Origin of the sequence: Hymenobacter sp. BT491 (assembly GCF_014349165.1) — a bacterium.
In the GTDB taxonomy this organism is placed as follows: domain Bacteria; phylum Bacteroidota; class Bacteroidia; order Cytophagales; family Hymenobacteraceae; genus Hymenobacter; species Hymenobacter jejuensis.
Genome location: NZ_JACSJJ010000004.1, coordinates 451,202 through 476,011, shown reverse-complemented (window position 1 = coordinate 476,011; position 24,810 = coordinate 451,202). Strand labels below are relative to the sequence as shown.

Here is a 24,810-nt window from a genome sequence, read left to right as displayed (position 1 = left end):
GGCCTTCATTTGGCTGGCTATTTCTTCCGTGGAATTGTAAATATCTTATAATCAATTACTTGTATATGCGTGCTTTGGTTTTCGATGTTGGCAATACAGCAGCCAAGTATGGCTATTTCGAAAACAACGAGCTGCGCGAAGTAGGTAAAGTACTGCTTGACAATGCGTTGCCAGAACTTGTGCAGCGTTTGTTACCGGAGCATGCGGTAGTTTCTTCGGTGGTGGAGCCAACGGCTATCTGGGCGGAAGCTTTGCGCCGGGAGGTTGGCAGAAAGGTATTGGAGTTTGCTTCTGCTACCACACCCTTGCCGATCACCAATGCTTATACTACGCCGACTACGTTGGGCGCCGACCGCTTGGCCGCTGCCGTCGGGGCTGCCTGGCTGCGTCCGGGTCAGGATACGCTAATTGTGGATGCCGGCACTGCCCTTAAATGCGACTGGCTCGAAGGTGGACATACCTTCCGGGGCGGAAGTATAGCACCAGGCCTGCGAATGCGTTTCCAAGCCTTGCACACGTTTACCGGCCGTCTGCCGTTGGTAGAATTACCCGTCGCTGCCACCGTAGATATTCCCCTGACCGGTACCGATACGTCATCGGCGATTCGGAGCGGCGTACTCAACGGCGCTGTGGCGGAGGTTAACGGCCTGATTGACAGCTACCGGCAGCAAAGCCCCAACTTGGGCATACTGTTGGCCGGTGGCGATGCTGGCTTTTTTCAACCACGGCTTAAAGGCCCTATCTTTGTTGTTCCTGAACTCGTTCTGATCGGGCTTTACCGCATACTGGTGCATAATGTTGAAATCTAAATTTGCCAGCCTGTTTGGGTTGACGCTACTTGGCCTGATGGCCGCACCATATAGCCAAGGCCAAGGCCTCGGCAACTCGCCGTATTCGCGCTTGGGGTTAGGCGATTTCAACCCTAATACGGGCGGCGTTCGTCAGCAGGGGATGGGAGGCGTCGGTTTGGCTGCTCCTAACGGCATCAACGTGAATGAGCTCAACCCGGCGTTGGTGTACTATACCTCACGCACGACTTACGAAGTCGGCGTTAATGGCGAGTTCAAGACGATCCGCAATCAGGTCAATTCGCAGCGCGACGGCAACGGCTCATTAAGTTACTTGGCTTTCTCCGTTCCGATCTCGAAGCGTTGGGCTGGTGCCGCTGGTTTGAAGCCGTACAGCTCCGTCAATTACCTCAGCACCGTGCGGGAACCAGTGCCCAACGACCCCAACGGCGGCTTGTCCTATAAAGAGTACAAAGGCGAAGGCGGTTTGTCGGAAGCCTATATAGTGCAGGCGTTCCAGGTTGCCAAAGGCTTGAGCCTGGGGGTTACGGCTTCGTATGTGTTTGGCAATATCGACCTGACAACCGGAACCAGCGTAGCACCGGCCGACGCTATCTCAGCGGCGGGTCTTAGCAAAGTCATCATCCGAGAGCGCGTGCGTTATTCGGATTTCACCTTTCGGACGGGTGCGCACTACCGCGGCAAAGTCAACAGCAAGCTCAACTACAATCTGGCCGGTGTATACAGCTTTCAGTCCAACCTGAACGGCAAGCGCGATACGTCGCTTGAGCGCGAAGATGCGGCGGGCCTGCAAACGGAAAACACCACGTTGCTCACCAACCAGAAAGGCGAAGCAACAGTGCCGGCAATGGAGCAGTTTGGCATTGGCTTCGACAACAACAAAAACTGGAGCATCAACCTCGACTTGTCGCGGCAAGAATGGTCGAAGTTCCGGGCTTTTGGCTTGCAAGGCGGTACCGTTGGCATTCCGCTTAGCAATACGTTTCGGGCAGGCTTGGGCGGCGAATTTGCCCCTGATCCTTCGTCGGTGAGCAGCTACTTCAAGCGGGTTACGTATCGGGCGGGCATTTCGGTAGCTGAGCTACCTTATCGCCCCGCTGGCGAGCGCCTCTACGACCGTTCGGTGAGCTGGGGCTTTGCGTTCCCGCTGCCTACAGCTACGGTCTTAGACAACACGACCATTAACATGGCCTTTACCTACGGGCAGCGTGGCAATACCAAACGTACGGCTGAGAGCCCCAACGGCAACGTCAAAGAGGATTACGTACGTATGCAACTGGGCGTAACGCTGAACAACCGCTGGTTTATCAAGCGCCGAATTGAATAAGCTATCAACGTGAAAGACACGAAACCAACAAGTTGGTCGTGGCTGCTGGCCGCCACTCTCGTAGCAGCCAGCCTCGGGCTGGGTTGTAAAGACAAAGCCACCGAGGTCAAGAAAAAAATCGTGTATACAGGCCCGACCATCGAAACGAGCAACGTAGTGATGCTCGTGAGCGACTCGGCCAAGCTCCAGATTAAGCTGACGGCGCCCGTGCAGCAACAGTTTGAAAGCGGTGACCAGATCTGGCCGAAAAACGTTATGGTTACCTTTTATGGACAAGGCGACAGTGCTTCTGGTAACCGTAAGGTAGTCAATACGTTACGTGGAAACTATGGCAAGTACGACAAGCTCAAGAACCTGTACATCGTGCGGGGCGACGTGCGGGTGCACAACCTAGAGAAAGATCAGAAGATGTTCACGGAAGAAGTCTTTTTTGATCAGCAGAAAGCCATCATCTACACCGATAGCACCACAGCGGTGCGTGTTGAAACGCCGACCGAGACCCTGACGGGCAACGGGTTACGGGCCAATCAGGATTTTTCTAACTACCGAATTTTCCACCCGACGGGCGTGTTTACAGTACAACAGCCAGCTTCAGATTCGGTCCGAGCTGCTAAAAAATAAGTAATTGATTATCAATGCGTTTCGATAGAGCCTTGTGGCGCACTATTTTGTTTTCGCTGGCGGTGGTGGCGCTGGTAATCGGTGTGTACCAAACTGTGTTGCAAGGCGATAAGAACGCGGTAATGGACAACTATTGGCTGTTCATGATCTCGTTCGTCTGCATGATGGTGTTCCGTTACCTCGGCCGCGACGAGGATAAAGCGCCGCTGCCAGTTGCCAAACCCAAACCAGCCGCTTCCGGCAAGCGCACAGCTACTACCAAACCGGGCAAGGCTGTGCTTCGCAACAAACAACGCTAGAGTCCGGAACCGCCCTGCGTGAGTATCGGGCAAACTTGCCCTACCTTCTGCCAATCAGCAATATCCGTCAAAGCCAGTGAATCTGCGGGCAACTTTGAATGTCCGGCGGATTCTGGTTATTTTGCGCCTCTTTCCACTTTTCTTACTGCGCTTTTTTTCAAGTAAATGGCATTAATCAACACGATTCGGGAAAAATCGGGCTGGGCCGTCGGCGCCATCGTAATCGGACTGCTGCTCTTCATGGTAGGCGGCGATCTGATCGGGGGCAAAAACCGCCTGTTCAACCGCAATGATAACTCGGTAGGCGAAGTCGCCGGCGAGAAGGTGGACTACAATGATTTCCAGAATACGCTGGAGCAAACTAAGCAGGCTTTCATCGCCCAGCAAGGCCGTCAGCCCGACGAGGCCACGATGGGGTACCTGCGCGACCAAGCCTGGAACCTGAGCATTTATCGCATCGCCTTCAAAAAGGAATTCGATAAGCTGGGCCTGAAAGTAACCGACGACGAGCTAACGGATATGGTGCAGGGCAAAAACATCAACCCCAGCATCCGCCAGGCGTTTAGCGATCCAAAAACGGGTCAGCTAGACCGCAACAAGCTGCTGAGCTACCTGCAAAACCTCGACAAGCTGCCGCCACAAGCTCGTGACGCGTTCATGAACTTCGAGAACAACCTCGGACCAGAGCGCTTGTCGAACAAGTACAACAACCTCATCAAGCTGTCGACCTACGTGACGACAGCGGAAGCCAAGCGCTACGACGAAGCGCAGACTTCGCAAGCGAGCCTCCGCTACCTGATCGTGCCATACTTCTCCGTTTCGGACTCGGCCGTGAAAGTGACCGACGAGCAGTTGCAAGCCTACCTTGACGCGCACAAAAGCCGTTATAAAGTAGAAGAAGGCCGCAACATAGAATACGTGGTCGTTCCGGTAACGGCATCCAACAGCGATAGCGCTGCGGTTCGCAAAGACATCGATGTACTGACTACCCAATTCAGCACGGCTCCCAACGATTCGCTGTTTGCCAAGCTGAACTCTGATCCGGATTTCCCTTACAACCCGGCTTACCTCTCGCCGGCCGACATGCCGGAGAAGCTCCGCCAGCAATTGCCACTGCAAGTAGGCAAAGTGTATGGCCCTTATGCCGAAAACGGCGTGTATTCCATCTTCAAAGTAACAGGTCAGAAGGCCGGTACGCAGCCTGCTGCTCGGGCCAGCCACATCCTCATCAAGCCGGAAGGCACTACGCCAGAAGCGAAAGCCGCGGCCCTGGCCAAAGCCAAAGATATTCTGGCGAAGATCAAAGGCGGGGCTGATTTTGCTGCTATGGCACGCCAATACGGCACCGATGGTACCACTGCCACCGGCGGCGACTTGGGTTGGTTTACGCAAGGCCGCATGGTGCCGGAGTTTGAGAAGGCGGTATTCGCCGCCACTTCGGCTGGCTTGTTGCCCAACCCCGTTGAGACTTCGTTTGGCTACCACATCATCAAGGTAACGGCTCCTAAAACCACCCAGACGTATCAGATAGCTGCTGTGCAGAAGAAGATTACGCCCACGGATGCTACCCGCGAAGCCGCCTACCAGAAGGCGCAGGAGCTGAAAGGCGAAGCCACAGATCTCGATTCATTCCGCAAGGCCGTTGCGAAGGACAAGTCTTTGCAGAAGCAAGAAGCCAAAGGCCTCGGCCGCGGCGACCGCGCTGTAAACAACCTGCAAAACGCTCGCGAATTGGTGCGTTGGGCTTACGGAGCTGGCCAAGGCGGTAAGAAAACCGAAGTGGGCGACGTATCGGAAGTATTCGAAATTGGCGACCAATACGTAATTGCCGTGCTCACCGGCCAGCGCGAGAAGGGCTTTGCCGATGTAGCCAGCATTAAGCCGGAACTCACAGCATTGGTTCGTAACGAATTGAAAGCCAAGCAGATAATTGATAAGCTGCAGAGCAAGAAGGGCACGCTGGAGCAAATCGCTGCTGCTTACGGTCCTACTGCTCAAGTGAAAACAGCTGAGAACGTGACACTGGGCTCTGGCGTAATTCAGGGATTAGGTGCCGAGCCAGTGGCAGTAGGCAAAGCGTTCGGCCTGAAGCCAGGGCAGAAATCTGCGCCGTTCCAAGGCGAGCAAGGCGTGCTGATCGTCGAGCCGGTAAGCGTGCAGAAGTCTGCTGCCAAAACTGACGTTGCCGCTGTGCGCAAGCAACTCACCACCCAGCGTAGCGCGCGCCTTGATGGTGCCATTTACGAGGCCGTGAAAGACAAAGCCAACATCAAAGACGAGCGCACGAAGTTCTTCTAACCGCTCCGTCCTGATCCTTGCAAAAGGGCCGTACCTTAGGGTGCGGCCCTTTTGCTTTTTACCTGTCTGTGGAAGCAGAAGAGGAGCCAAGGTTTTTCGCGTAAGATGAAATGAAACTGCTCCGCCGCCGGTTTATCGAAAGCTACCCTCACCGGATTCTCTTTGCTATGCGTCCGTTACTCAAGCCCTCCCCGCGCAATCGTTGTGTGTTCTTATTCCTGCTGTTTAGTTTATGGCTAGGTGCGAGCTGTCCGCTTCAGGCCCAAAACGAAGGCGGCGACATTGCGCTGGCCAAGGAATATGCCCGCAAAGGCGAAAACGAAAAAGCCGCTTTCCTCTTCAGTCGCTTACGACCCGACGAACAACTGGCGCCCAATATTTTGCCTGATTACCTGAGTTCGCTGTTGGGCTTGAAGCAATTCAAGGACGCTGAGAAGCTGGTCAAGAAAGGGATGCGGCAGTTTCCGGAAGAAGCCTCGTACGGTGTAGCGCTCGGGGGCGTGTATGCTGCGGCCGGCGACCAAGCGGCCATGACCAAGCAATATGAGCGGGTGATTAGCCAGTTGAAACCGGTGCAAGTGGTGCCAGTGGCCACCGAGTTTATGAAGCGCAACCAGCCTGAGTTGGCGGAAAAAGTGTTTCTGAAAGGCCGCGAGTTGGCCAAGAACGACACCGAATTTTCTCCGCAACTCATTCAGCTCTATACCCGCACGGGCCAGAACGAAAACCTGATGGCCGAAACGCTGCGCCTCGTGCAAACCGACAACCAGCAGCTTCCTTTCGTGCGCAACATGCTCCAAAACAGCCTGCACGAAGAAAAAGACTTCGACGCGCTGGAAAAGCAACTGCTCAGCAACGTGCAGAAGTATCCGGAGCAGGAGGTCTATAGCGAGTTGCTGCTGTGGCTACAGTTGCAACGCCACGATTTCACGGGCGCATTGGTGCAAGCCAAAGCCCTCGACCGCCGTGCGCGCGCCCAAGGCAGCCGGGTAATGGATTTGGCCGCCATCGCGCAGCAGAACAATGATTATGAAAGTGCCATCGCGGGCTACGAGTATGTCATTCGGGAATACCGAACGGGGCCATTTTACGGGTTGGCGCGACAGCGGCTGGTCCAGACTCGCGAAGAACAGGTGCGCAACACATATCCCGTCGACCCGGCCAAAATCCGGGGCCTGATTGGGGAGTACCAGCAGGTACTGACGGAGCTGGGGAAAAAGCCCGAAACGGCGTCAGTATTGCGCAATATGGCCGCGCTTTATGCTTTCCAACTCGATGAGAAAGACAAAGCGATGGCGCTGCTACAAGAAGTAATCGACATGCCCCGGGCCAGCCTCGATGTAGTCGACGATGCCAAGATCAACCTCGCGGATATCTACCTGCTGCGCGGTGAGCCTTGGGAGGCTACGCTGCTGTATTCGCAGGTAGAGAAGTCGCATAAAGACTCGCCGGTAGGATATGAGGCCAAGCTGCGCAACGCGCGCCTCAGCTACTTTGCCGGCGATTTTAAGCTGGCTCAGAGCCACCTCGATATTCTGAAGCAAGCCACCAGCCGCGAAATCGCCAACGATGCCATGCAGCTCAGCTTGCTCATCTCCGACAACACGGCCATGGATACGGCCGGCGTGGCCCTGCGCGACTACGCTGCCGTTGAGCTATTGGTCTTTCAGAACAAGCTGCCGGAGGCGATAAAGGGTTTGGATAATTTGCTGCAAAAGTACCCCGGCCACGCCCTCACCGACGAAGCTTGGTACCTGAAAGGCCAGCTACAGCGCCGCACCGGCGACTACAACGGCGCCATCACCACGTTGGCGCGCATTACCAGCAACCCCAAGTACGACGTACTCAGCGACGACGCCCTGTTTCTCACGGCCAGCATTCTGGAAGAAAACCTACAGGATCGTGAGAAGGCTAAAGAGTTGTATAACAATCTGTTAGTAAAATATCCTGGTAGCATTTACGTAGCCGAAGCCCGCAAGCGCTTCCGCAAGCTGCGCGGCGATGTGCTCAACTAACTCGCTATAGAACGGAATGGTACCGTTCAGCTTTTATTTCTATCCGAAAAAGAGAAACATCAGCGCCAACGCCAGGATAAAAGCCAAATACATAAGTGCATCCGTGAGGATGTATTGCTTGTATTTGTCGTAAAAAGCGCGGAGTTTCTTCATGACACCGAAAGGCTGAAAGAGCCGGTAAAAATACGTTTTTGCGAGCGCTTCGATGGGACCGGAGTGGGTCAGGCGCGGTTTTCTTCTTACTTTTGAAGGTATCGCCCGCTACGGGTACCCGCCGAGTATGGAAAAAAGATGGATTCGCAAGCCCGCGCCTGACGCAGTCAAAGTCCGGCATCTGGCCGACGCCCTGCGCGTCAACGAGACTATTATTTCTTTGCTCTGCCAACGCAACGTGTGCGACTTCGAAGAAGCCCGCGCTTACTTCCGCCCCGTACTCAGCGAGTTACCCGATCCGCTGCGCATGCGTGACATGGATCGCGCCGTAGATCGTCTGCAACATGCCCTGCACGAAGGCGAGCGGGTGCTGGTCTATGGCGACTACGACGTCGACGGTACTACTTCGGTGGCGGTGGTGTATTCGTACCTGTTGCGCTTCTTCGGCCCCGAGCGCATCGACTACTACATTCCGGATCGCTATAAGGAAGGCTACGGCATCTCGGTGGCCGGCATTGACTATGCAGCTGAGCAAGGCTACGCGCTCATCATCGCGCTCGACTGCGGCGTGAAAGCCGTTGAGATGATTGCTTATGCCAACGAGCGGAACGTCGATTTTATCATTTGCGATCACCACTTGCCGGGTTCTGTATTGCCACAAGCCGTGGCTGTGCTCGACCCCAAGCGCGCCGATTGCGAGTATCCGTTCAAGGAGCTTTCGGGGTGCGGCGTGGGTTTCAAGCTGATGCAGGCGTTTAGTCAGCACTTAGGCTTGGATGATGCACCGCTTTATCAACTGCTTGATTTAGTGGTAGTTAGTATTGCCGCGGATATTGTGCCCATTACAGGTGAAAACCGCACGTTGGCCTATCATGGGCTGCGACTGCTCAACGACCCGACTCGTCCGCAGCGCCCTGGCCTCGACGCCCTGCGCGACCTGGCGGGCCTACACAGTGAATTGAATATCAGTAGCTTAGTGTTTGGCTTTTCGCCCCGCATCAACGCAGCCGGCCGCATGGGCGACGCTAAGCGTTCGGTAGCGATGTTGCTGGCTCAAACCAAGGAAGAAGCCTTCGACAAAGCCAGCGTCGTCGACAAAACCAACCAGGAGCGCCGCGGCTTCGATACCAGCATTACCAAGGAAGCGCTGCAAATGATCGAGGACGATCTGCTGCTGCGCAACGCCAGTACCACGGTGCTCTACAAAGAAACCTGGCACAAGGGAGTGGTCGGCATTGTGGCCTCGCGTTGCTTGGATAAGTATTACCGCCCCACCATCATCCTGACCGAAAGCAACGGCAAAGCTACTGGCTCGGCCCGCTCCGTGGTGGGCTTCGACGTACACGAAGCCATCAGTGAATGCGCCGATCTGCTGGACCAGTATGGCGGACACATGTACGCCGCCGGCCTGACGCTGCCCGTAGAAAATGTGCCGGCTTTCCGCGAAAAATTTGAGCGCATTGTGGCCGGCCGGATTCGGCCCGAGCAGCTCATTCCGCCTGTCGAAATCGATAGCTTGCTGCGGCTCAACGAGATCACCGACAGTTTCTACAAGCTACTTCGTCAGATGGAGCCTTTTGGGCCTGGCAACGCTAACCCGGTCTTCGAGTCGGAGTGCGTGTACGCCTCGCCGGATTCGGCCCGAATCGTGGGCAACTCCCACCTGAAGCTCACCCTGACGCAAGACGGCCACCATACCGTCGACGCCATCGGGTTTGGCCTGGCCGAATACCACGAGCGCATTGCCAAAGGCCTGCCCTTCAACGTGTGCTACACCATCGAAATCAACGAATACCGCGGTGTGAAATCACTGCAGCTGCGGGTAAAAGATATTCGTTGGGAAGAATAGCTATATCATAAGCTATTGATAATCAATAGCTTATGATATAGCTATTCTTTATTTAGAGTGACGCTAGGGCGCTATTGCTGGTAGATATTCTTGTAAAAATATTGTTTGACGGGCCGGGTTTCGGTCGCGTTACCTGCTGGAGGCGCCTGCTTGATTACTCGTGAAATATAGTCGCCGCGCACAAAGAGGCTGGTGCGGTAAGGTTTGTTTGGCCTCAGAGCCCATCTGTTGTATTCGTTTAGCTCCAATCGAATCAGTTGGCCGTTGTTGTAGCGCTCGGCCAACACCAAGCGGCCAACGGGGTCGTAATACCGAACGAGGGTTACTTCGCCACCCCGCCGAAAAATCTTGCTGAAGTATTCTTTGGCGCGGACTTTTTGGCTGGCACCGTTGAGCACATAGCTGCGCAACTTATTGGTGCTGCGCTTGCTCAGCTTAGGGCTGGCTGTGAAGGCGGTAGAGAGCGAGTCGATGTGATTACGGACTGCGGCGGCATCGTGCTGAAGGGCGGCGTAGCCTTGCGCAAAGCGCGCCGGATCGCTGGCCAGTTGTGCCTGGGCCGTGAGCGAAGCAGTCAGCAGAAAAGCAGCCGTTGAAATAAACCGAATAAGCATTACTGTTGAGGTTAAAATAGCGGCGAATATAGAGCGCACGCCTATAAAACCAAACAGCCCATTGCCTACACGCGGGTGTACTGCCACGCCCACCAAATCAGGACGCCTTGTACCGGCAAACGTCCCCAAACGGCCCACGCAGGCAGCTGAAACAGCGCCTCATTATGCTGGGCCATGTACAGGTTGGCAGGAAATACGGCAATTAGCAGCGCTACCAACCCCCAGGCGCCCCAACGGCGCGTGTGCTTAGGCAGCAGCAGCAACCCCAGCCCGATTTCGGCAGCGCCACTTGCGTATACCAACAGCAAATGGGCGGGCAGATACGGCGGCATGATGCGCAGGTATGGCTCGGGCATCAGAAAATGCAACAAGCCCGCGCCCACAAACACAACCGCCAATACATACAAACCCAAGGATTTCAAACGCGCCATCGGACCAGTCAGAATATGCAAAGCAACAAGGTAACAGAACCAGCCGGCCCCACCTGCGTGTTAGGGTAAGCTTGCGGGCAATGTGTACCTTGGTCATTCGTTTTAAAGCTCTCTTCCTATCCTTTTTTCATGATGAAAACGCTTTATCTGGCCCTTGGGCTGGGACTAGCCGCCGCTGGTTCTGCACACGCTCAATCACCGGCTGCGGGTTATCAAATTACTCTTGATTTACAGCACGTTACCAACGATCAGGTGCGCGTCACCATCGACACGCCGCCGATTAAGGAAGCACAAGCCATCTACGTGATGCCATCCGTCGTGCCGGGATCGTACTCCAAGAAAGATTACGGCCGCTTCGTGACCAATTTTAAAGCACTGGATAAAAAGGGCAAATCCCTGAAAGTCAAGCAAGACGGCCCGGACCTGTTCGTGATCGACAAAGCCGATAAACTGGCCCGCATCGAATACCTCGTCGACGATACCTGGGATGCCAAGCAAGACGATGAGTTTATTTTCCAACCTGGCGGCACCAACATCGACGCGGGTAAGAGCTTCATGCTCAATCACTACGGTTTCTACGGCTACCTCGAAGGCTACAAAATGCAGCCCTACCAAGTGACCGTGGCCAAACCCGCGGAACTCTACGGCGCTACCTCGTTGGCGACCGAGCGTAAGTCGCCTACGCAGGACGTATTCACCGCGTCGAGCTACGTAACACTGGCTGATGCGCCCATCCTATACAGCCGCCCCGATACGGCGAGCTTCGCGACGGGCGGCGCCCGTATTTCGGTATCGGTGATGTCGGAAAACGGACTGGTGAAGGCCGCGCAGATCAAAGAGGTAATGCGGCCGATGGCGGAAGCGCTGACCAAGTTTTTCGGCAAAATGCCCGTGCCCGAATATCATTTCATCATGTATTTCCCGGGCATCGGTTCGCCGTTGGCAAGCAAAAACGGCGGTTACGGCGCCATGGAACACTCGTATTCGTCGGTGTATTTCCTGCCCGAAATGCCGGATGCCGACCGCTTGCAAAGCATGGTGCAGGAAGTGGCCTCGCACGAGTTTCTGCACATGCTGGCGCCGCTCAACATCCACAGCCGCGAAATAGGGGAGTTTGACTTCCGCAACCCCAAAATGTCGCAGCATTTGTGGCTCTACGAAGGCGTCACGGAGTACATCGCCCAGTTGGTACAAGTGCGCGGCGGCCTGATTACGCCCGAAGAATTCCGGAAGCGGATGAAGGACAAAATCGACAATTCGGAGAAGTATAAGACCGTGTCTTTCACCGAGATGAGCCGCAACATTCTGGTGCCGCCCTACAAAGACATGTACCAGAACGTGTACGAAAAAGGCGCGCTCATCGGCCTGTTGCTTGATATTCGCATTCAGGAGCTCAGCCAGGGTCGTCAGAGTCTGCGCGACGTGCTCTTGGCTCTGCGCGAAAAGTACGGCCCCAACCGCTCGTTTGAAGACAGCGAACTCATCCCGGAGATTGTAGCCTTGACCAATCCGGCGATTCAGCAATTCTTCGATCAGTATGTAATTGGTAATCAATCACTTCCATACGCCGAGTATTTAAGCAAAATTGGGTGGAACTACGCCGCCGTCGCGCCCGACAAAATACTGGCTTTTGGGCGCTTGGGCTTTGGGTACGACGCTGAAAAGCAGCAGTTTAAAGTGCTGGAAACGACTCCCGAGCAAAATGCTTTCGGCCTGAAAGAAGGCGATGCCGTATTAGCCGTGAACGGCACCAGCCTGAGCATGGCCAACGCCGAAAAGCTGCTCCGGCCGCTAGTCGAGCCCACGACGCGGGCCGCGGTGAAGCTCCGGTTTCAATCCGGTGCCAAAGCCGTGCCCCAAGAGCGGCAGGCCACGCCCCAGGAGTTTGAGGTGGAGCTGAAAAACGTGGTGGAAACCGCGCCCACGCCTACGCCTGCTCAGCAAGCCCTGCGCGATCAGGTGCTGAAGCCGCTTGCCTAACAACTCAAAAATCAAGTTGCGTCATCCCGGCGCCGGAACTGACTCTGCGGTGCGTAAGTAGCGCCCGTAGAGACCGCTTCCGCGCCGGGATGACGCACTTCTTATAACCCATTACCTTTGCCCGCGATGATTCTGAAAGCTGAGCATTTAATCAAAAAATACAAGGCCCGTACCGTCGTCAACGACATGTCGGTGACCGTGGAGCAAGGGGAAATCGTGGGGTTGCTGGGGCCCAACGGCGCGGGCAAAACCACCTGCTTTTACATGATCGTGGGCATGGTAAAGCCTAACGAAGGCCATATTTTTCTCGACAAAGAAGACATTACCGGCTTGCCTATGTTTCAGCGAGCGCAGCGCGGCGTGGGCTATCTGGCGCAGGAAGCATCCGTATTTCGCGACTTGACGGTAGAGGAAAACATTCTTTCGGTGCTGGAAATGACCAACTTACCCCGGCAGGCCCAGCGCGATAAAGTTGAGGAACTGCTACACGAGTTCAGCCTCACCCACGTGCGCAAAAACCTGGGCCGCGTGCTCAGCGGCGGCGAGCGGCGCCGCACCGAAATCGCCCGTGCCCTGGCCGTCGATCCGAAGTTTGTGCTGCTTGATGAGCCCTTTGCCGGCGTCGACCCCATTGCGGTAGAAGAAATTCAGGGCATTGTGGCTAAGCTCAAGCACAAGAACATCGGCATCCTTATCACCGACCACAACGTGAACGAAACGCTCTCGATCGTGGATCGTGCTTACTTGCTTTTTGAAGGTAAACTGTTGAAGGCCGGCACCGCCGAGGAGCTAGCTGCCGACGAAACGGTGCGCCGCGTGTACTTAGGGAAACACTTTGAATATAAGCGTAAAATATAATCAATTGATTTTCAAACACTTATATGTAAGCACGGGGCCAGCAAAATAAAGCGCAAAAACCATACGCGACCGTCGTTTTCCCGTATTTAGCCACAGCAGAGGGGTTACTTGGTACTCGGTACATGATAAATGAAATACTAACCTGGGCCGTTCAGCGGCGCTTAACCAGCATCGAGCACTTCCGCAATCACCCCCACGAGGTGCAGCAGCAAGTGTTACAAGAGCTGCTAAGCACAGCGCGCGGCACAGATTGGGGCATGCGCTACGGGTTTGGCGACGGGTTCAGCGCGCGGGAATTTGCGCAGCGGGTGCCGGTGAGCAGCTACGAAGAGCTGTACCCAGAATTTGAGCGGGTGCTGCGCGGTGAGCAAGACGTGCTGTGGCCCGGCCGCGTGACGTGGTTTGCCAAGTCCAGCGGCACCACCAATGCGCGCAGCAAATTCATTCCGGTTACGCGCGAATCATTGCATGACTGCCACTACCGCGCAGGCCGCGACATGACGGCTCTGGCCACGTCGTTGTATCCGGAAGCGCGCATCCTGTCCGGCAAAACGCTTTCGCTGGGCGGTACGCACGCGCCTAACCCGTTCCGCCTCGACGACGCCGAGTCGCGGGTCGGCGACGTGTCGGCTGTGATTATGCAAAATCTGCCCGCCTGGGCCGAATACCTGCGCACGCCGCCCCTGGAGTTGGCTTTGCTCGACGAGTGGGAAGAGAAAATTGAACGGATCGCCCGCCATGTGCAGCACATAGATGTTGCCGTGCTGGCCGGCGTACCTACCTGGATGATCGTGCTGCTGCGGCGCGTTACAGAACTGGCTGGTGCTGAGAATATTACAGAGGTATGGCCGAATCTGCGCCTGTTTCTGCACGGCGCCGTAGCTTTCGGGCCATACCGCGACCTGTTCCGGCAGCTCGTTCCGAGCGAGCACATGCAGTACCTCGAGATTTACAATGCTTCCGAAGGCTACTTGGCTGTGCAGGACCAGCCCGATAGCGAAGACTTGTTGCTGCTGCTCAACCACGGCATCTACTACGAGTTCATCCCGGCCGACCAGTTCGACGCCGAACAGCCACAGACGTTGCAGCTGGAAGAAGTCGAGCTGGGCAAAAACTACGCGCTGGTGCTGAGTACTAATGCCGGGTTGTGGCGCTATAAAATCGGCGATACAGTGCGGTTTACCAGTTTGGCACCGTACCGCATTCGTATCAGCGGCCGCACCAAGCACTTTTTGAATGCTTTCGGCGAAGAAGTGGTCATCGAAAACGCCGATGCTGCAATTGCAGCCGCTTGTAGCGCCACCGGCACGACCGTCCGCGACTTCACCGCAGCCCCCATCTATTTCGACAATTCCGATGCCTCACGCGGGGGCCATCAATGGATTATCGAGTTCACCAAAGCCCCCACTGACCAAACACGCTTCGCCGAAGTGCTGGACCAAACGCTGCGCCGACTCAACTCCGATTACGATGCCAAGCGCCACCGCGACATTGCCTTGGCTCCGCCCGTAGTCACGGTCGCGGCCCCCGGAACATTTGAGCGCTGGCTGGCTGGCAAAGGCAAATTAGGAGGCCAGCACAAAGTGCCGCGCTTGAGCAACTCACGCGAGATTGTTGAAGAAGTCCTGCAGGAGGTAGAGAAAGCAGTAGTATAACTAAAAACTTAGTTACATCTTAAAAGCCACCCCCAATTCATGTGGGAGCGGCTTTTAAGCTTTTATATGAGTGTTCATGGGTCTAAAAGCAATCTTATTGGCCGTGATGCTAGGGATTCTTACTTGTTGTTCCGCGACGCATGGCAAAATCGGTTTCTGGTCGCGCAACCGGCACGACCGAGCAGGCGAACGCCATGGGCCGTGGTACAGCTATTACGATACTAACAACCAGCTATTAACCTCGAAAGGGCGCTTTAAGCACGGCCGCATGGTAGGCCGCTGGCGCTACTTCACACCCGGCGCGGGGCTGGAGCAAGTGGAGCGTTTCCACAAACTAAGGCCTGGCTTTGTCACGATCACCTACTACCATCCCAGCGGACAAATTGCGCGTCGTGGGCGGGCGCGTTACGTCAACGAGTCTGATGGTCTGCGTTTCTATTGGTTTGGCAACTGGATGGTATATGCCGCCGACGGTAAGCCTGGGAAAGTAGAAACTTACGAAGTAGGACGTTTGCTATACTCGCGGCCTCTGCAACTCAACCTGCTGTTTGAATAATCGGCAGAAATAGTTATTAAACAAGTACTTATAGAAACAATTTAATGGAAAATGAACGGCTTACTACAAGCTTGCAAGATTTTTTAGTTTATATAAAAAAATATATAAATTGGTGCCTGCATTTTTCTCTCCCGCCTGTGCCTACTGCTACTGTTTCCTCTCAACGGCCGTATGTTTCGCGCCGCAAACGCCGCCGCCTGTCCGAGCCCACCCCATTGCTCGGCAAAAGATCTGTACTAGGCCTTTTGGGCCTTTTGGTGATGGCACTAATAATTAGTTTGGGAGTTATCGCTTTTGGCCTCACCGCCAGCTAGTTAGCACATGTGCTAACTAGCTGGCGGTGAGCGATTTATAGAAACTGGCTATTCGTCCAGTATCCCGCCGACTAGTTTGCCCAAAACGCTACCGCTTTCTTTGCTCGCATTGCCGCCCGAAGGGGCCAGCGCCTGAATCAGCTTCTTGACCGGCATTGATTGCAACCATACACGTCCGGTCCCCCGTAGCGTTGCCAGCAGCAAGCCTTCGCCTCCGAAAATCATGGATTTGAGGCCACCGGCACGGGCTATGCTGAAGTCGATGCCCGGCTCGAAGGCTACAACGCAGCCCGTATCGACGCGCAGCAACTCGTTGTTGAGGCGTTTCTCGATGATGGTGCCGCCCGCGTGTATGAACGCTTTGCCATCGCCGGTTAGCTTTTGCAGGATAAAACCTTCGCCGGCGAAAAAGCCAGCGCCCAGGCGCTGGTTGAAGTGGATGCTGATCTTGGTACCGCGTGCTGCCGCCAAAAAGCCGTCTTTTTGCACGATCAACCCGTTGGGCATCTCGCCTAGGTTGACGGGGATAATCGTGCCCGGATACGGCGCTGAAAAGGCCACTCGGCTTTTGCCGTAGCCGCCTCGGTGCGTGAAATGCGTCATGAACAACGACTCACCCGTTATCAGTCGCGTACCGGCGGAAAACAACTTGCCCATTAGCCCCTGATCGGGCTCCGAACCATCGCCCATTTTGGTTTCGAAAGCGATGCTTTCCTCCATGTACACCATCGCCCCGGCCTCGGCAATGACGGTTTCGTTGGGGTCAAGCTCAACTTCCAGCACTTGGATATCATTGCCTAAAATGCGGTAATCGACGTCGTGCGAGTTCATAGCGAAGAAAAATAGAATTAGAGAAAAACGATATTCAAGTATAGCAAAACGCCTGCTATCACCCGCATGTCCTTCCCTCACCGGTGCCCTGGTGGCAACGTTAAAGTCTCTAATTCAACAATTTTTCTACGCTGCTAACACAGCTGTTATGGCACAAGCCAAACACATGACCGCGGCTGGGGTGCTCATCCGCACAATCGATCAAAAGCGTTCGCTACTCGTCGGCGGGTAATTCAGCGCGTGTTTCATCGGCTTCAGAAGCCGCGTTGGGTTCGCCTTTGCGGCCGGTTTTTTTAGCTTCCTTGCTGGTGCGGCGCATAAATTCCTCATCCGACTCTTCTGGTTCCTGCGCCCCTTCTTCAATCGGGAAATCCTCGTCGTCCTCGAGTTTCTCGCCGAACTGCCCATCGCGGTTCACCAGTTTCTTGTCGCGCACGTGGCGGCCCAAAAACTTATTAATCTCTTCGATGGAATAATTGGAAGTGATTTCACCCAACGGATTCACTTTTATCTCGAAGCCTTCCAGCTCCTTGTGCACGCGGGCTTTCTTCTCTGGATCGTTCTTTTTCTTCTTATTAACAGGTTTCTTGGCCATGACGTCGTCCGTTTTGCGGTTAGGGCCGGCCGCGACCCGCCCCAAACGCAAAGGCCGCTCCGTGCCTAGCAGTACGGAGCGGCCCCAGCGATGGATGCCTAAAATAACGAAAGCCGAAGGGCTTATTGAGCGTACTGTGCCAAGCGCTCAACAGCTACTTGAATCCGCTGAGCGGTTTCTTGCGTGCCAATAATGCTCATAATCGCCATTAAGTCAGGGCCGGCCGCGACACCCGTCACCACCATGCGCAAGGCTTGCAAAACCTGGCCGATCTTGATTCCCTGGCGCTCCAGCACGGCGGTAAGCAAGGCCCGGATGCCGTCCGGCGACGAGTCAGTGTGGGCCGGCAATTCCTGCGCAAACGCGGCCAGCGCGGCAGCAGTGCTCGCATTCCACTTCTTCGTCGCTACCTGCTCATCATACGATTCAGGGGCTTGGAAGAAATACTGTGCCTCACGCCAGAAATCGTTCGGGAACGTTACGCGCTCTTTCATCACGCTGGCAATCTGCACGGCTTTTTCCTCGGAGCATTCGATGTTGTGCTCTTTCAAGGCATCTAACAGATACTGAGCCAGTTCCGAATCGGGTTTGGCACGCAGGTATTGCTCGTTGTACCACCGAACCTTGTTCTGGTCGAAGCGGGCCGGCGACTTACTTACGCGATCGATGCTAAAGGCTTCGATCAGCTCATCCATAGAGAAAATCTCTTGCTGCGTGCCGGGGTTCCAGCCCAAAAAGGCCAAGAAGTTGATGAACGCCTCGGGCAAATAGCCGCTTTCGCGGTAGCCGCTGCTGACGGTTGGTTGACCGGTTTCAGCGTCGGTGCCGTGCCATTCGAGTGGAAACACCGGGAAGCCAAGGCGGTCGCCGTCGCGCTTCGAGAGCTTACCAGTGCCGTCGGGCTTGAGCAACAAAGGCAAATGCGCAAACTGCGGCATAGTGCTTTCCCAGCCAAAATAGCGGTACAGCAACACGTGCAGCGGCGCCGAAGGCAACCACTCTTCGCCCCGAATGACGTGCGTGATCTCCATCAGGTGGTCGTCTACGATGTTGGCCAAATGGTAGGTCGGCATGCCATCAGACTTCATCAGCACCTTGTCGTCGATAGACGAGGAATGCACCACCACCCAGCCACGAATCAGGTCGTTGAACCTAACTTCCTCTTTGCGAGGTACTTTCAGACGGATCACGTAAGGTGCGCCGCTGTCGAGCATCTGCTTTACCTCGTCTTCGGGCAGCGTGATGGAGTTGCGCATCTGGCTGCGCGTGATGGAGTTGTACTGCGGATTAGGCACTTTGGCCGCCGTAAGGCGCGCGCGCATCGCGTCGAGTTCCTCGGGTGTGTCGAAGGCATAATAGGCGTGGCCGCTCTCGATGAGCTGCATCGCGTACTGCATGTACATGGGCTTGCGCTCGCTCTGGCGATAGGGGGCGTGCGGGCCGCCATGCCAAGGGCTTTCGTCGAGTTCGATGCCGCACCACGCCAACGACTCCCGAATGTAGTCTTCGGCGCCGGGCACAAAGCGGTTCTGGTCGGTATCTTCAATGCGCAACAGCATTTTGCCGCCCAGCTTGCGGGCCAGCAGGTAGTTATACAGCGCAGTGCGCACGCCGCCGATGTGCAGCGGACCGGTAGGGCTGGGGGCAAAACGCACCCGTACTTCTCTCTCCATACAATCAAAAAATTCGCGGCGTTATCTGAAAAAACGCGGCGCGAAGGTACGACAAAACCGCCCGGCCTGCGGCTGCCCCGGTGGTTTTCCCCACAGGCTTTGACCAGCCGAACTCAATACGGCGCTAATCGCGGTTGCGATAGGCCAAATACAGGATCAGCCCCAGCAAGGTGATGCCTCCGCGGATGACCCACGAAACGGCCACTCCCCATTGCTCAATCCAAGTCAGGAACATAAACTTCATGCCTAGAAAAGGCAATGCCAACGACACTAATCCAACCAGAAATAATCCGAGGCCTAACTCTTTCATGTGGAAGGTGATATAGTTTGATAGAATTAATTTGCAGCGTAAAACACTGTTTAAGAATAAGTTATACAGGTTTGTCTTTCTCGATTGGCTGGTTTAAGCAGGTTTTACGGCGATGCACGATATCTCGACCTGCACATCTTTCGGCAACCGGCTCACTTCCACGGTTTCGCGGGCTGGCGCATAATCGGCATCGAAGTAGCTGCCGTAGATCTCGTTGATAATTCCAAAGTTACCCAGGTCTTTCACGAAGATGCTGCACTTGACAACTTCACGCAGCGTGAGGCCGGCCGCTTGCAGCACCGCTTGCAGATTGCGCATCACTTGGTGGGTTTCGGCCGTTACGTCGCCATCGCCTACAAGCTGCCCACTTGTGGCATCCAAGGCAATCTGGCCCGATACGTAAACGGTGTCGCCAGCCTGAATAGCTTGGCTATAAGGCCCAATGGGCGCGGGCGCGTCGGCGGAGTAAACGATTGTGTGGGGCATAATGGACGAATGGAATGCAAATGGGAAACCTATCTTTGAGCCAAAAGTAAGCGGAAAAGCATGCACCTGTTCATTGTCGAAGGCCAACACCTCGAAACCGAGTTCCGTCACAAATTCGGGCCCCAGCACACCTACGATTTTTGTCCGGCTGCCGCTGCCGATCTTACCGGGCGTCTTGCCGCTGCCGATGCCGCCTTCGATCTGCGTCCGTGGCCGGAGTTGCACTATGAGCAGCCACGCCAGCCGCTATTCTATGACACTACCTGCCAGTCGTTGGCGCAGATCTTTCACAACGAAAAGCCGCCGTTCGGGCCGGTATTTGGGTTGTGCCTACTGCCTACACTGCTTGATCGCAAGTATCTGGAAGTAAGTATTTTACGTGAAGAGCATGTTGCGGATCTAACCGACACATGCCAGAAACTGAATACAGAATATCGGCTTGTAACTGATCGAGTTGGCCTGGTAACGCCGCGCGTCGTGTGCATGATCATCAACGAAGCTTGCTATACGCTGCAGGAAGGCACCGCCAGCGTCCGCGACATCGATTTGGGCATGAAACTGGGTACTAATTACCCGCGTGGTCCTTTCGATTGGGCGAATGCCATCGGGGTCAGTCGGGTATACGAAACGTTGGAAGCTCTGTACCATGACACGCACGAAGAGCGCTACAAAGCTTGCCCCCTGTTGAAGGCAATGCACTTGAGAGGCGAATCTTTCGCCCTGTAACCCTACGCCAAGCTTTAATGCCAAGTGAATAAAAAAGGCACTTCGGTTACGAAGTGCCTTTTCAACTGATTGATAGTCAGATGCTTACTCTACGGTTACGGATTTAGCCAAGTTACGCGGCTGATCGACGTTGCAACCCCGCAATACGGCAATGTGGTAGGAAAGTAACTGCAACGGCACCACCGACACCAGCGGCATCAGTATTTCGCTGGTTGCAGGCACTTCGATTACAAATTCGGCCATCGGCGGAATGACAGTATCGCCTTCTGTTACGACTGCGATAATGCGTCCTTTGCGGGCTTTCACTTCCTGAATGTTCGATACCACTTTCTCGTAGGAGCTGTCCTTGGTCGCAATAACGACCACTGGCATATTCTCGTCGATGAGCGCAATCGGACCGTGCTTCATCTCCGCAGCCGGATAACCCTCGGCGTGGATGTAGCTGATTTCCTTGAGCTTAAGCGCACCTTCCAACGCAACCGGGAAGTTGTACCCACGGCCTAGATAGAGGAAATTGGTAGCGTCTTTGAAGATTTCCGAAATCTGGAGGATCTCCGTGTTGAGCAGCAGTGCCTTTTCAACTTTGGATGGAATGTTCTCTAGCTCCACCATCAGCTCGCGCAATTTGGTATCCGAAAGGGTACCGCGCTTATGGCCTACTACCATCGCCAAGATGGTGAGGACTGTGACTTGAGCCGTGAATGCTTTCGTAGAGGCTACCCCAATCTCAGGGCCTGCGTGGGTGTAAGCACCGGCATCGGTAGCGCGGGCAATGCTGCTGCCTACTACGTTGCAAATACCAAAGATGGTAGCGCCTTTGCTCTTGGCTAGCTCTAGGGCCGCCAAGGTATCGGCAGTTTCGCCCGATTGAGAGATCGCAATGACAATATCGCGCTCGGTCAGAACAGGGTTGCGGTACCGAAATTCCGACGCATATTCAACTTCGACCGGAATACGTGCCAAGTCTTCGATCAGATATTCTGCCACGAGGCCGGCATGCCACGAGGTGCCACATGCTACAATGATGATGCGGTCGGCATTGACAAATTTCCGCTCGTAAGCACGCACGCCACCCATATTCAAGTGGCCGGCCTCCAACTCCAAACGGCCACGCATCGAATCCAAAATGGAGCGGGGCTGTTCGAATATCTCCTTCAGCATAAAGTGCTCATAGCCACCTTTTTCGATGCTGTCAAGCTCCAGCTCCAACTTCTGAATATAAGGAGTCTGTTGTACGTCCTCACGGCTGCGAATCTCCAACTTGCCATTCCGAATAACCGCAATCTCGTAGTCGTTTACATAAACAACTTCATTGGTATATTCAATGATTGGGGTGGCATCGGAAGCCAAGAAAAACTCATCTTTTCCAATGCCGATTACCAGCGGCGAGCCTTTACGAGCCGCAATCAACTGATTTGGCTCATCCTTGCTCAATACTACGATGGCGTAGGCACCTACCACTTCGTGCAAAGCCAAACGCACTGCTTCTTCTAGCGTGCAGTGATTCTTTTGCTGAATCTCTTCAATCAGATTAACGAAGACCTCCGTATCCGTATCAGAGTGAAATTCGTGCCCTTGCTGCTGTAAATGAGTTTTCAGCGCGGCATAGTTCTCGATAATGCCGTTATGAATAATGGCAATCCGCTCCGATGTAGAGTAGTGCGGGTGTGCATTTACGTCATTTGGTTCGCCGTGGGTAGCCCAGCGCGTATGGCCCATACCCACTTGAGCATGGATGTTCTTATCGGCGATAAATGCCTCAAGATCATTTACTTTGCCTTTTTTCTTATAGACGTTTAATTCGCCGTTTAGCAAAGCAATGCCCGCTGAATCGTAGCCACGATACTCGAGGCGGCGCAGGCCTTTTAGGATGATAGGACAGGCCTCACGGTGCCCAATGTAAGCGACAATTCCGCACATAATCTTCGTGTGTCAGAGTGGGGTGGTAAAAGCAGTAAATGAACGAAAACGGCCTTTTTACAAAGGCCGTGCCGTAAAGCCATGGGGGAAAACAGCCAGATTATGCTCTAGCGTAAATTGGAATAATAGATGCGCAATTTAATATTATTGCCATCCAGTACCGCCCGGTTTAGGTTCAAGGACAAGGAAGCCTCAATTGAGGTAGGCAAATCTAGGCTTGGAGATAGCAGTAACCCAGCCGGAAGCTCACCCCCCAATTGATTATATAAGTAGGCTTGGATGTAGCTTGTTATTACTACGCTGTAGTACTTGTTGTTAGCGCCAAGATCGTAGTAGGTAACTGTAGCCTCCGAATTTGGCGCGTTAGAGCTGTGCGCCCGCTGGCTCTGTTGGTTCTCGCCATCGGCCTGCACAAGGCGTTTGATGGGCGTAATACCAACCGTGCGTTGCAACACTCGGTTATGACTATTGATTTCGTATAGATAGGCCTGTAAAGGGCTGGTAAAGAGTAAGTTACTGTAGCCTTTTACCGGAATGATCAATTCGGCCCGGTTAATGGCCAACCCCGATTCTTTGCGCAAATCTTCGAGACCCGGAATTACGAGCTTGGTGCCCAAGCCCACGCCATTCTGCATATACGTAACTCCGTTAGCCTCAGCAGCGCTTACTTCTTTGCTATCGTCGGTCAGGCGGGCAAAGGCACCGGCACCCGACAGGTCAGGCGTTATCTGCGTGAAATAACGGGCGGCTCCTGCATTGCCAGCAGAAAGAGAAGTGCCCAGAAAGATGGAATAGCTGCGCCATTTCTTCTTAGTTGGCGTCTCCGGATCGCTTGGCACCCGATAGTAAACCAAAACTTGGCTGGTAACTGCTGATGGATTGTAGCCCAGCCCCACCATCGTCCCGGTAAAGCCAGCGGAAGGCACCACTGCTAAACCTTTCCAAAAAGCATCTAATGCAGCTTGGTTGAAATTGCTGTTTTTCAACTGCTCAAACAAAGCAGTAGCAAAGCTGGAGGATTGTGCCGGCTTGTGTAAGACTAGCCGCAGACTTGGATCAGCAACTTGAGTCACCACCGTACTGGTATCAGTTGCTCCGCCACTGGCTACTTTGACCCGTGTTTTTCGAGTACGGGTAAGCGACGAAACTAAATTAGTGCCTATCGCCTCGCCTAAAGGCAACGTAGTGCTGGACGTATAAACCTCCCGATCGCCAATTCGCTGCTGCAGGTTATACAGATCAAAGTGGGCCAACTGGGTTGTGTTGCCATAAAGCTGGTTGTAACTCAGGTAAGTCACTACCGAGTCAAGCTGCGGATTAGTGAACTTGGCGGGCAAAGAATCGCTAAGTGCAAAAGGCAAATTGGGCAACGTTATAGCAAGATTAAAATAGCCTCTTGCTATAGTATTGATACCTAAGTTGTTATCGCGAATGTTGCCTACGAGTATGCTATTGGCCTTTAGCGTCTGCAAAGAGTCTTGCAGCAGCGTGGAGGCAGTGACGGGCAAATCGCGGTATTGTGTGTTTGCTGGTGCCGTTCCCGGAAGTTCTACACCAATGGCATTTGGATCTTCGCACCCTGACGTGAGCAGCAGACCCGCAGAAAAAAGAGAAACCGTCGTGAGGCGGTAGGCCTTAACTAGCCAATTCATTATAGAGCGCGTAGTATGAAGTAAGCAGATTTTCGTCGGCGCCTACTTGGCCGATTTGTTTTTTCTGCGAGTACTCGGTGAACAAGGCATTGAGGTTGTCGCTGAAGTCTTCGTCCGACTTCACTACCGAATCGGCATACTCCATCCCAACTTTGATAAAGCCGCCGAAGTCCGCCGACTTTAGGGCCGCCAGCATTTCATCATCAATGTCCAGCATTTTAGCCTTTTCGATGATGTCGCCTTCGAATTTGTAATCAAACTCGTTGTTGTAAATCGTGAACACCGACTTGGCATCCTTGAAAATCGGATCCTTTTTGTAGGTCGTTTTCAGGTACATCGGGATCAGGCCAGTCATCCAGTCGTTGCAGTGCACGATATCAGGCGCCCAGCCAAGTTTCTTAACAGTTTCCAGCACACCTTTGCAGAAAAAGATGGCCCGCTCGTCGTTGTCGGAGTGAAACTTGTCGTTTTTGTCAACCAATACCGATTTGCGGTGGAAATAATCCTCATTGTCAATGAAGTACACCTGCAATTTGGCATTCGGAATAGAAGCCACCTTAATGATCAGAGGCTTTTCGTCTTCCCCTACCGCAATGTTGATGCCCGACAGGCGCACCACCTCGTGCAGGCGGTTTTTACGCTCGTTGATAATGCCAAAACGAGGTACGAAAATGCGGATTTCCATCCCCATTTCCTGCATCCCCTGCGGCAACATCCGCAGAAACTCGGCTACCTTGGTTGTTTGTAAAAACGGGTTGATCTCCGTGGCAGCGTAGAGTATTCTCAACTTGGACATATCGGCTCAGTTGGGGTGATTGGGGTAAGGCAACACTTTGGG

Annotated in this window: 22 protein-coding genes; 12 read left to right on the top strand and 10 right to left on the bottom strand. The window is 54.2% G+C overall.

All coding sequences use genetic code 11. From position 1 onward, the window contains the following. Positions 1 to 65 precede the first annotated feature (65 nt). The 7 genes from H9I52_RS18780 (at position 66) to recJ (ending at position 9,371) form a co-directional block, all read left to right on the top strand. On the top strand, positions 66 to 809 hold the full coding sequence (locus tag H9I52_RS18780; protein WP_187455131.1) for a type III pantothenate kinase: 744 nt from the start codon (positions 66 to 68) through the stop codon (positions 807 to 809). Next, entirely contained in the window at positions 796 to 2,136 is a 1,341-nt protein-coding gene (locus H9I52_RS18775; protein ID WP_187455130.1) for an OmpP1/FadL family transporter, read from the top strand. The genes H9I52_RS18780 and H9I52_RS18775 overlap by 14 nt, the downstream gene beginning before the upstream one ends. Before the next feature lie 9 nt (positions 2,137 to 2,145). Next, positions 2,146 to 2,757: an LPS export ABC transporter periplasmic protein LptC gene (gene lptC, locus H9I52_RS18770; protein WP_316248053.1), complete on the top strand. Its 612-nt coding sequence runs from the start codon at positions 2,146 to 2,148 to the stop codon at positions 2,755 to 2,757. A gap of 14 nt (positions 2,758 to 2,771) precedes the next feature. Then, positions 2,772 to 3,056, top strand: coding sequence for a hypothetical protein (locus H9I52_RS18765; protein WP_187455129.1), 285 nt, complete (start codon positions 2,772 to 2,774; stop codon positions 3,054 to 3,056). 165 nt (positions 3,057 to 3,221) lie between these two features. After that, positions 3,222 to 5,354: a peptidylprolyl isomerase gene (locus H9I52_RS18760; protein WP_187455128.1), complete on the top strand. Its 2,133-nt coding sequence runs from the start codon at positions 3,222 to 3,224 to the stop codon at positions 5,352 to 5,354. Positions 5,355 to 5,521: 167 nt separating this feature from the next. After that, positions 5,522 to 7,369: a tetratricopeptide repeat protein gene (locus H9I52_RS18755; protein WP_187455127.1), complete on the top strand. Its 1,848-nt coding sequence runs from the start codon at positions 5,522 to 5,524 to the stop codon at positions 7,367 to 7,369. 280 nt (positions 7,370 to 7,649) lie between these two features. After that, the gene (gene recJ / locus H9I52_RS18750; protein ID WP_187455126.1) at positions 7,650 to 9,371 is read left to right on the top strand and encodes a single-stranded-DNA-specific exonuclease RecJ; all 1,722 of its coding nucleotides are present in this window, start codon (positions 7,650 to 7,652) and stop codon (positions 9,369 to 9,371) included. Positions 9,372 to 9,442: 71 nt separating this feature from the next. On the opposite strand, the gene H9I52_RS18745 is transcribed toward recJ, so the two are convergent. After that, positions 9,443 to 9,985, bottom strand: coding sequence for a hypothetical protein (locus H9I52_RS18745; protein WP_187455125.1), 543 nt, complete (start codon positions 9,983 to 9,985; stop codon positions 9,443 to 9,445). A 65-nt stretch (positions 9,986 to 10,050) separates the two neighbouring features. Then, a complete protein-coding gene (locus H9I52_RS18740; RefSeq protein ID WP_316248051.1) occupies positions 10,051 to 10,437 on the bottom strand; it encodes a MauE/DoxX family redox-associated membrane protein in 387 nt (128 codons plus the stop codon). A 108-nt stretch (positions 10,438 to 10,545) separates the two neighbouring features. Here H9I52_RS18740 and H9I52_RS18735 point away from each other — a divergent pair, with 108 nt between their 5' ends. The 4 genes from H9I52_RS18735 to H9I52_RS18720 all read left to right on the top strand — a co-directional run bounded on the left by H9I52_RS18735 (position 10,546) and on the right by H9I52_RS18720 (position 15,465). After that, entirely contained in the window at positions 10,546 to 12,396 is a 1,851-nt protein-coding gene (locus tag H9I52_RS18735; protein WP_187455124.1) for a peptidase M61, read from the top strand. Positions 12,397 to 12,522: 126 nt separating this feature from the next. Continuing rightward, on the top strand, positions 12,523 to 13,254 hold the full coding sequence (gene lptB, locus H9I52_RS18730; RefSeq protein WP_187455123.1) for an LPS export ABC transporter ATP-binding protein: 732 nt from the start codon (positions 12,523 to 12,525) through the stop codon (positions 13,252 to 13,254). A gap of 122 nt (positions 13,255 to 13,376) precedes the next feature. Then, a complete protein-coding gene (locus H9I52_RS18725; protein WP_187455122.1) occupies positions 13,377 to 14,909 on the top strand; it encodes a GH3 auxin-responsive promoter family protein in 1,533 nt (510 codons plus the stop codon). Between the two features lie 76 nt (positions 14,910 to 14,985). Then, complete coding sequence (locus H9I52_RS18720; protein WP_187455121.1) at positions 14,986 to 15,465, top strand: toxin-antitoxin system YwqK family antitoxin; 480 nt, start codon at positions 14,986 to 14,988, stop codon at positions 15,463 to 15,465. Positions 15,466 to 15,827: 362 nt separating this feature from the next. Here the strand turns inward: H9I52_RS18720 and H9I52_RS18715 are convergent, their stop codons facing one another. The 5 genes from H9I52_RS18715 to H9I52_RS18695 form a co-directional block, all read right to left on the bottom strand. After that, positions 15,828 to 16,610 (bottom strand): TIGR00266 family protein, encoded by a 783-nt coding sequence (locus tag H9I52_RS18715; RefSeq protein WP_187455120.1) that lies wholly within the window; start codon positions 16,608 to 16,610, stop codon positions 15,828 to 15,830. A 214-nt stretch (positions 16,611 to 16,824) separates the two neighbouring features. Then, the gene (locus H9I52_RS18710) at positions 16,825 to 17,205 is read right to left on the bottom strand and encodes a hypothetical protein (protein WP_174805792.1); all 381 of its coding nucleotides are present in this window, start codon (positions 17,203 to 17,205) and stop codon (positions 16,825 to 16,827) included. 122 nt (positions 17,206 to 17,327) lie between these two features. After that, a complete protein-coding gene (gene gltX / locus H9I52_RS18705; RefSeq protein ID WP_187455119.1) occupies positions 17,328 to 18,878 on the bottom strand; it encodes a glutamate--tRNA ligase in 1,551 nt (516 codons plus the stop codon). A gap of 124 nt (positions 18,879 to 19,002) precedes the next feature. Next, entirely contained in the window at positions 19,003 to 19,188 is a 186-nt protein-coding gene (locus tag H9I52_RS18700) for a hypothetical protein (RefSeq protein WP_139515229.1), read from the bottom strand. 93 nt (positions 19,189 to 19,281) lie between these two features. Continuing rightward, positions 19,282 to 19,674 (bottom strand): RidA family protein, encoded by a 393-nt coding sequence (locus tag H9I52_RS18695; protein WP_187455118.1) that lies wholly within the window; start codon positions 19,672 to 19,674, stop codon positions 19,282 to 19,284. Between the two features lie 60 nt (positions 19,675 to 19,734). Here H9I52_RS18695 and H9I52_RS18690 point away from each other — a divergent pair, with 60 nt between their 5' ends. Continuing rightward, positions 19,735 to 20,400, top strand: a complete 666-nt coding sequence (locus H9I52_RS18690; protein ID WP_187455117.1) for a 3-hydroxyacyl-CoA dehydrogenase family protein — start codon at positions 19,735 to 19,737, stop codon at positions 20,398 to 20,400. Positions 20,401 to 20,484: 84 nt separating this feature from the next. Here H9I52_RS18690 and glmS read toward each other — a convergent pair whose 3' ends face one another. The 3 genes from glmS to H9I52_RS18675 form a co-directional block, all read right to left on the bottom strand. Then, positions 20,485 to 22,320, bottom strand: coding sequence for a glutamine--fructose-6-phosphate transaminase (isomerizing) (glmS, locus tag H9I52_RS18685; RefSeq protein ID WP_187455116.1), 1,836 nt, complete (start codon positions 22,318 to 22,320; stop codon positions 20,485 to 20,487). 107 nt (positions 22,321 to 22,427) lie between these two features. Then, positions 22,428 to 23,972, bottom strand: a complete 1,545-nt coding sequence (locus H9I52_RS18680; protein ID WP_187455115.1) for a DUF4270 family protein — start codon at positions 23,970 to 23,972, stop codon at positions 22,428 to 22,430. Then, positions 23,956 to 24,768: a glycogen/starch synthase gene (locus H9I52_RS18675; protein ID WP_139515224.1), complete on the bottom strand. Its 813-nt coding sequence runs from the start codon at positions 24,766 to 24,768 to the stop codon at positions 23,956 to 23,958. Before H9I52_RS18675 ends, H9I52_RS18680 begins: the two co-directional genes overlap by 17 nt. Positions 24,769 to 24,810: the final 42 nt, after the last annotated feature.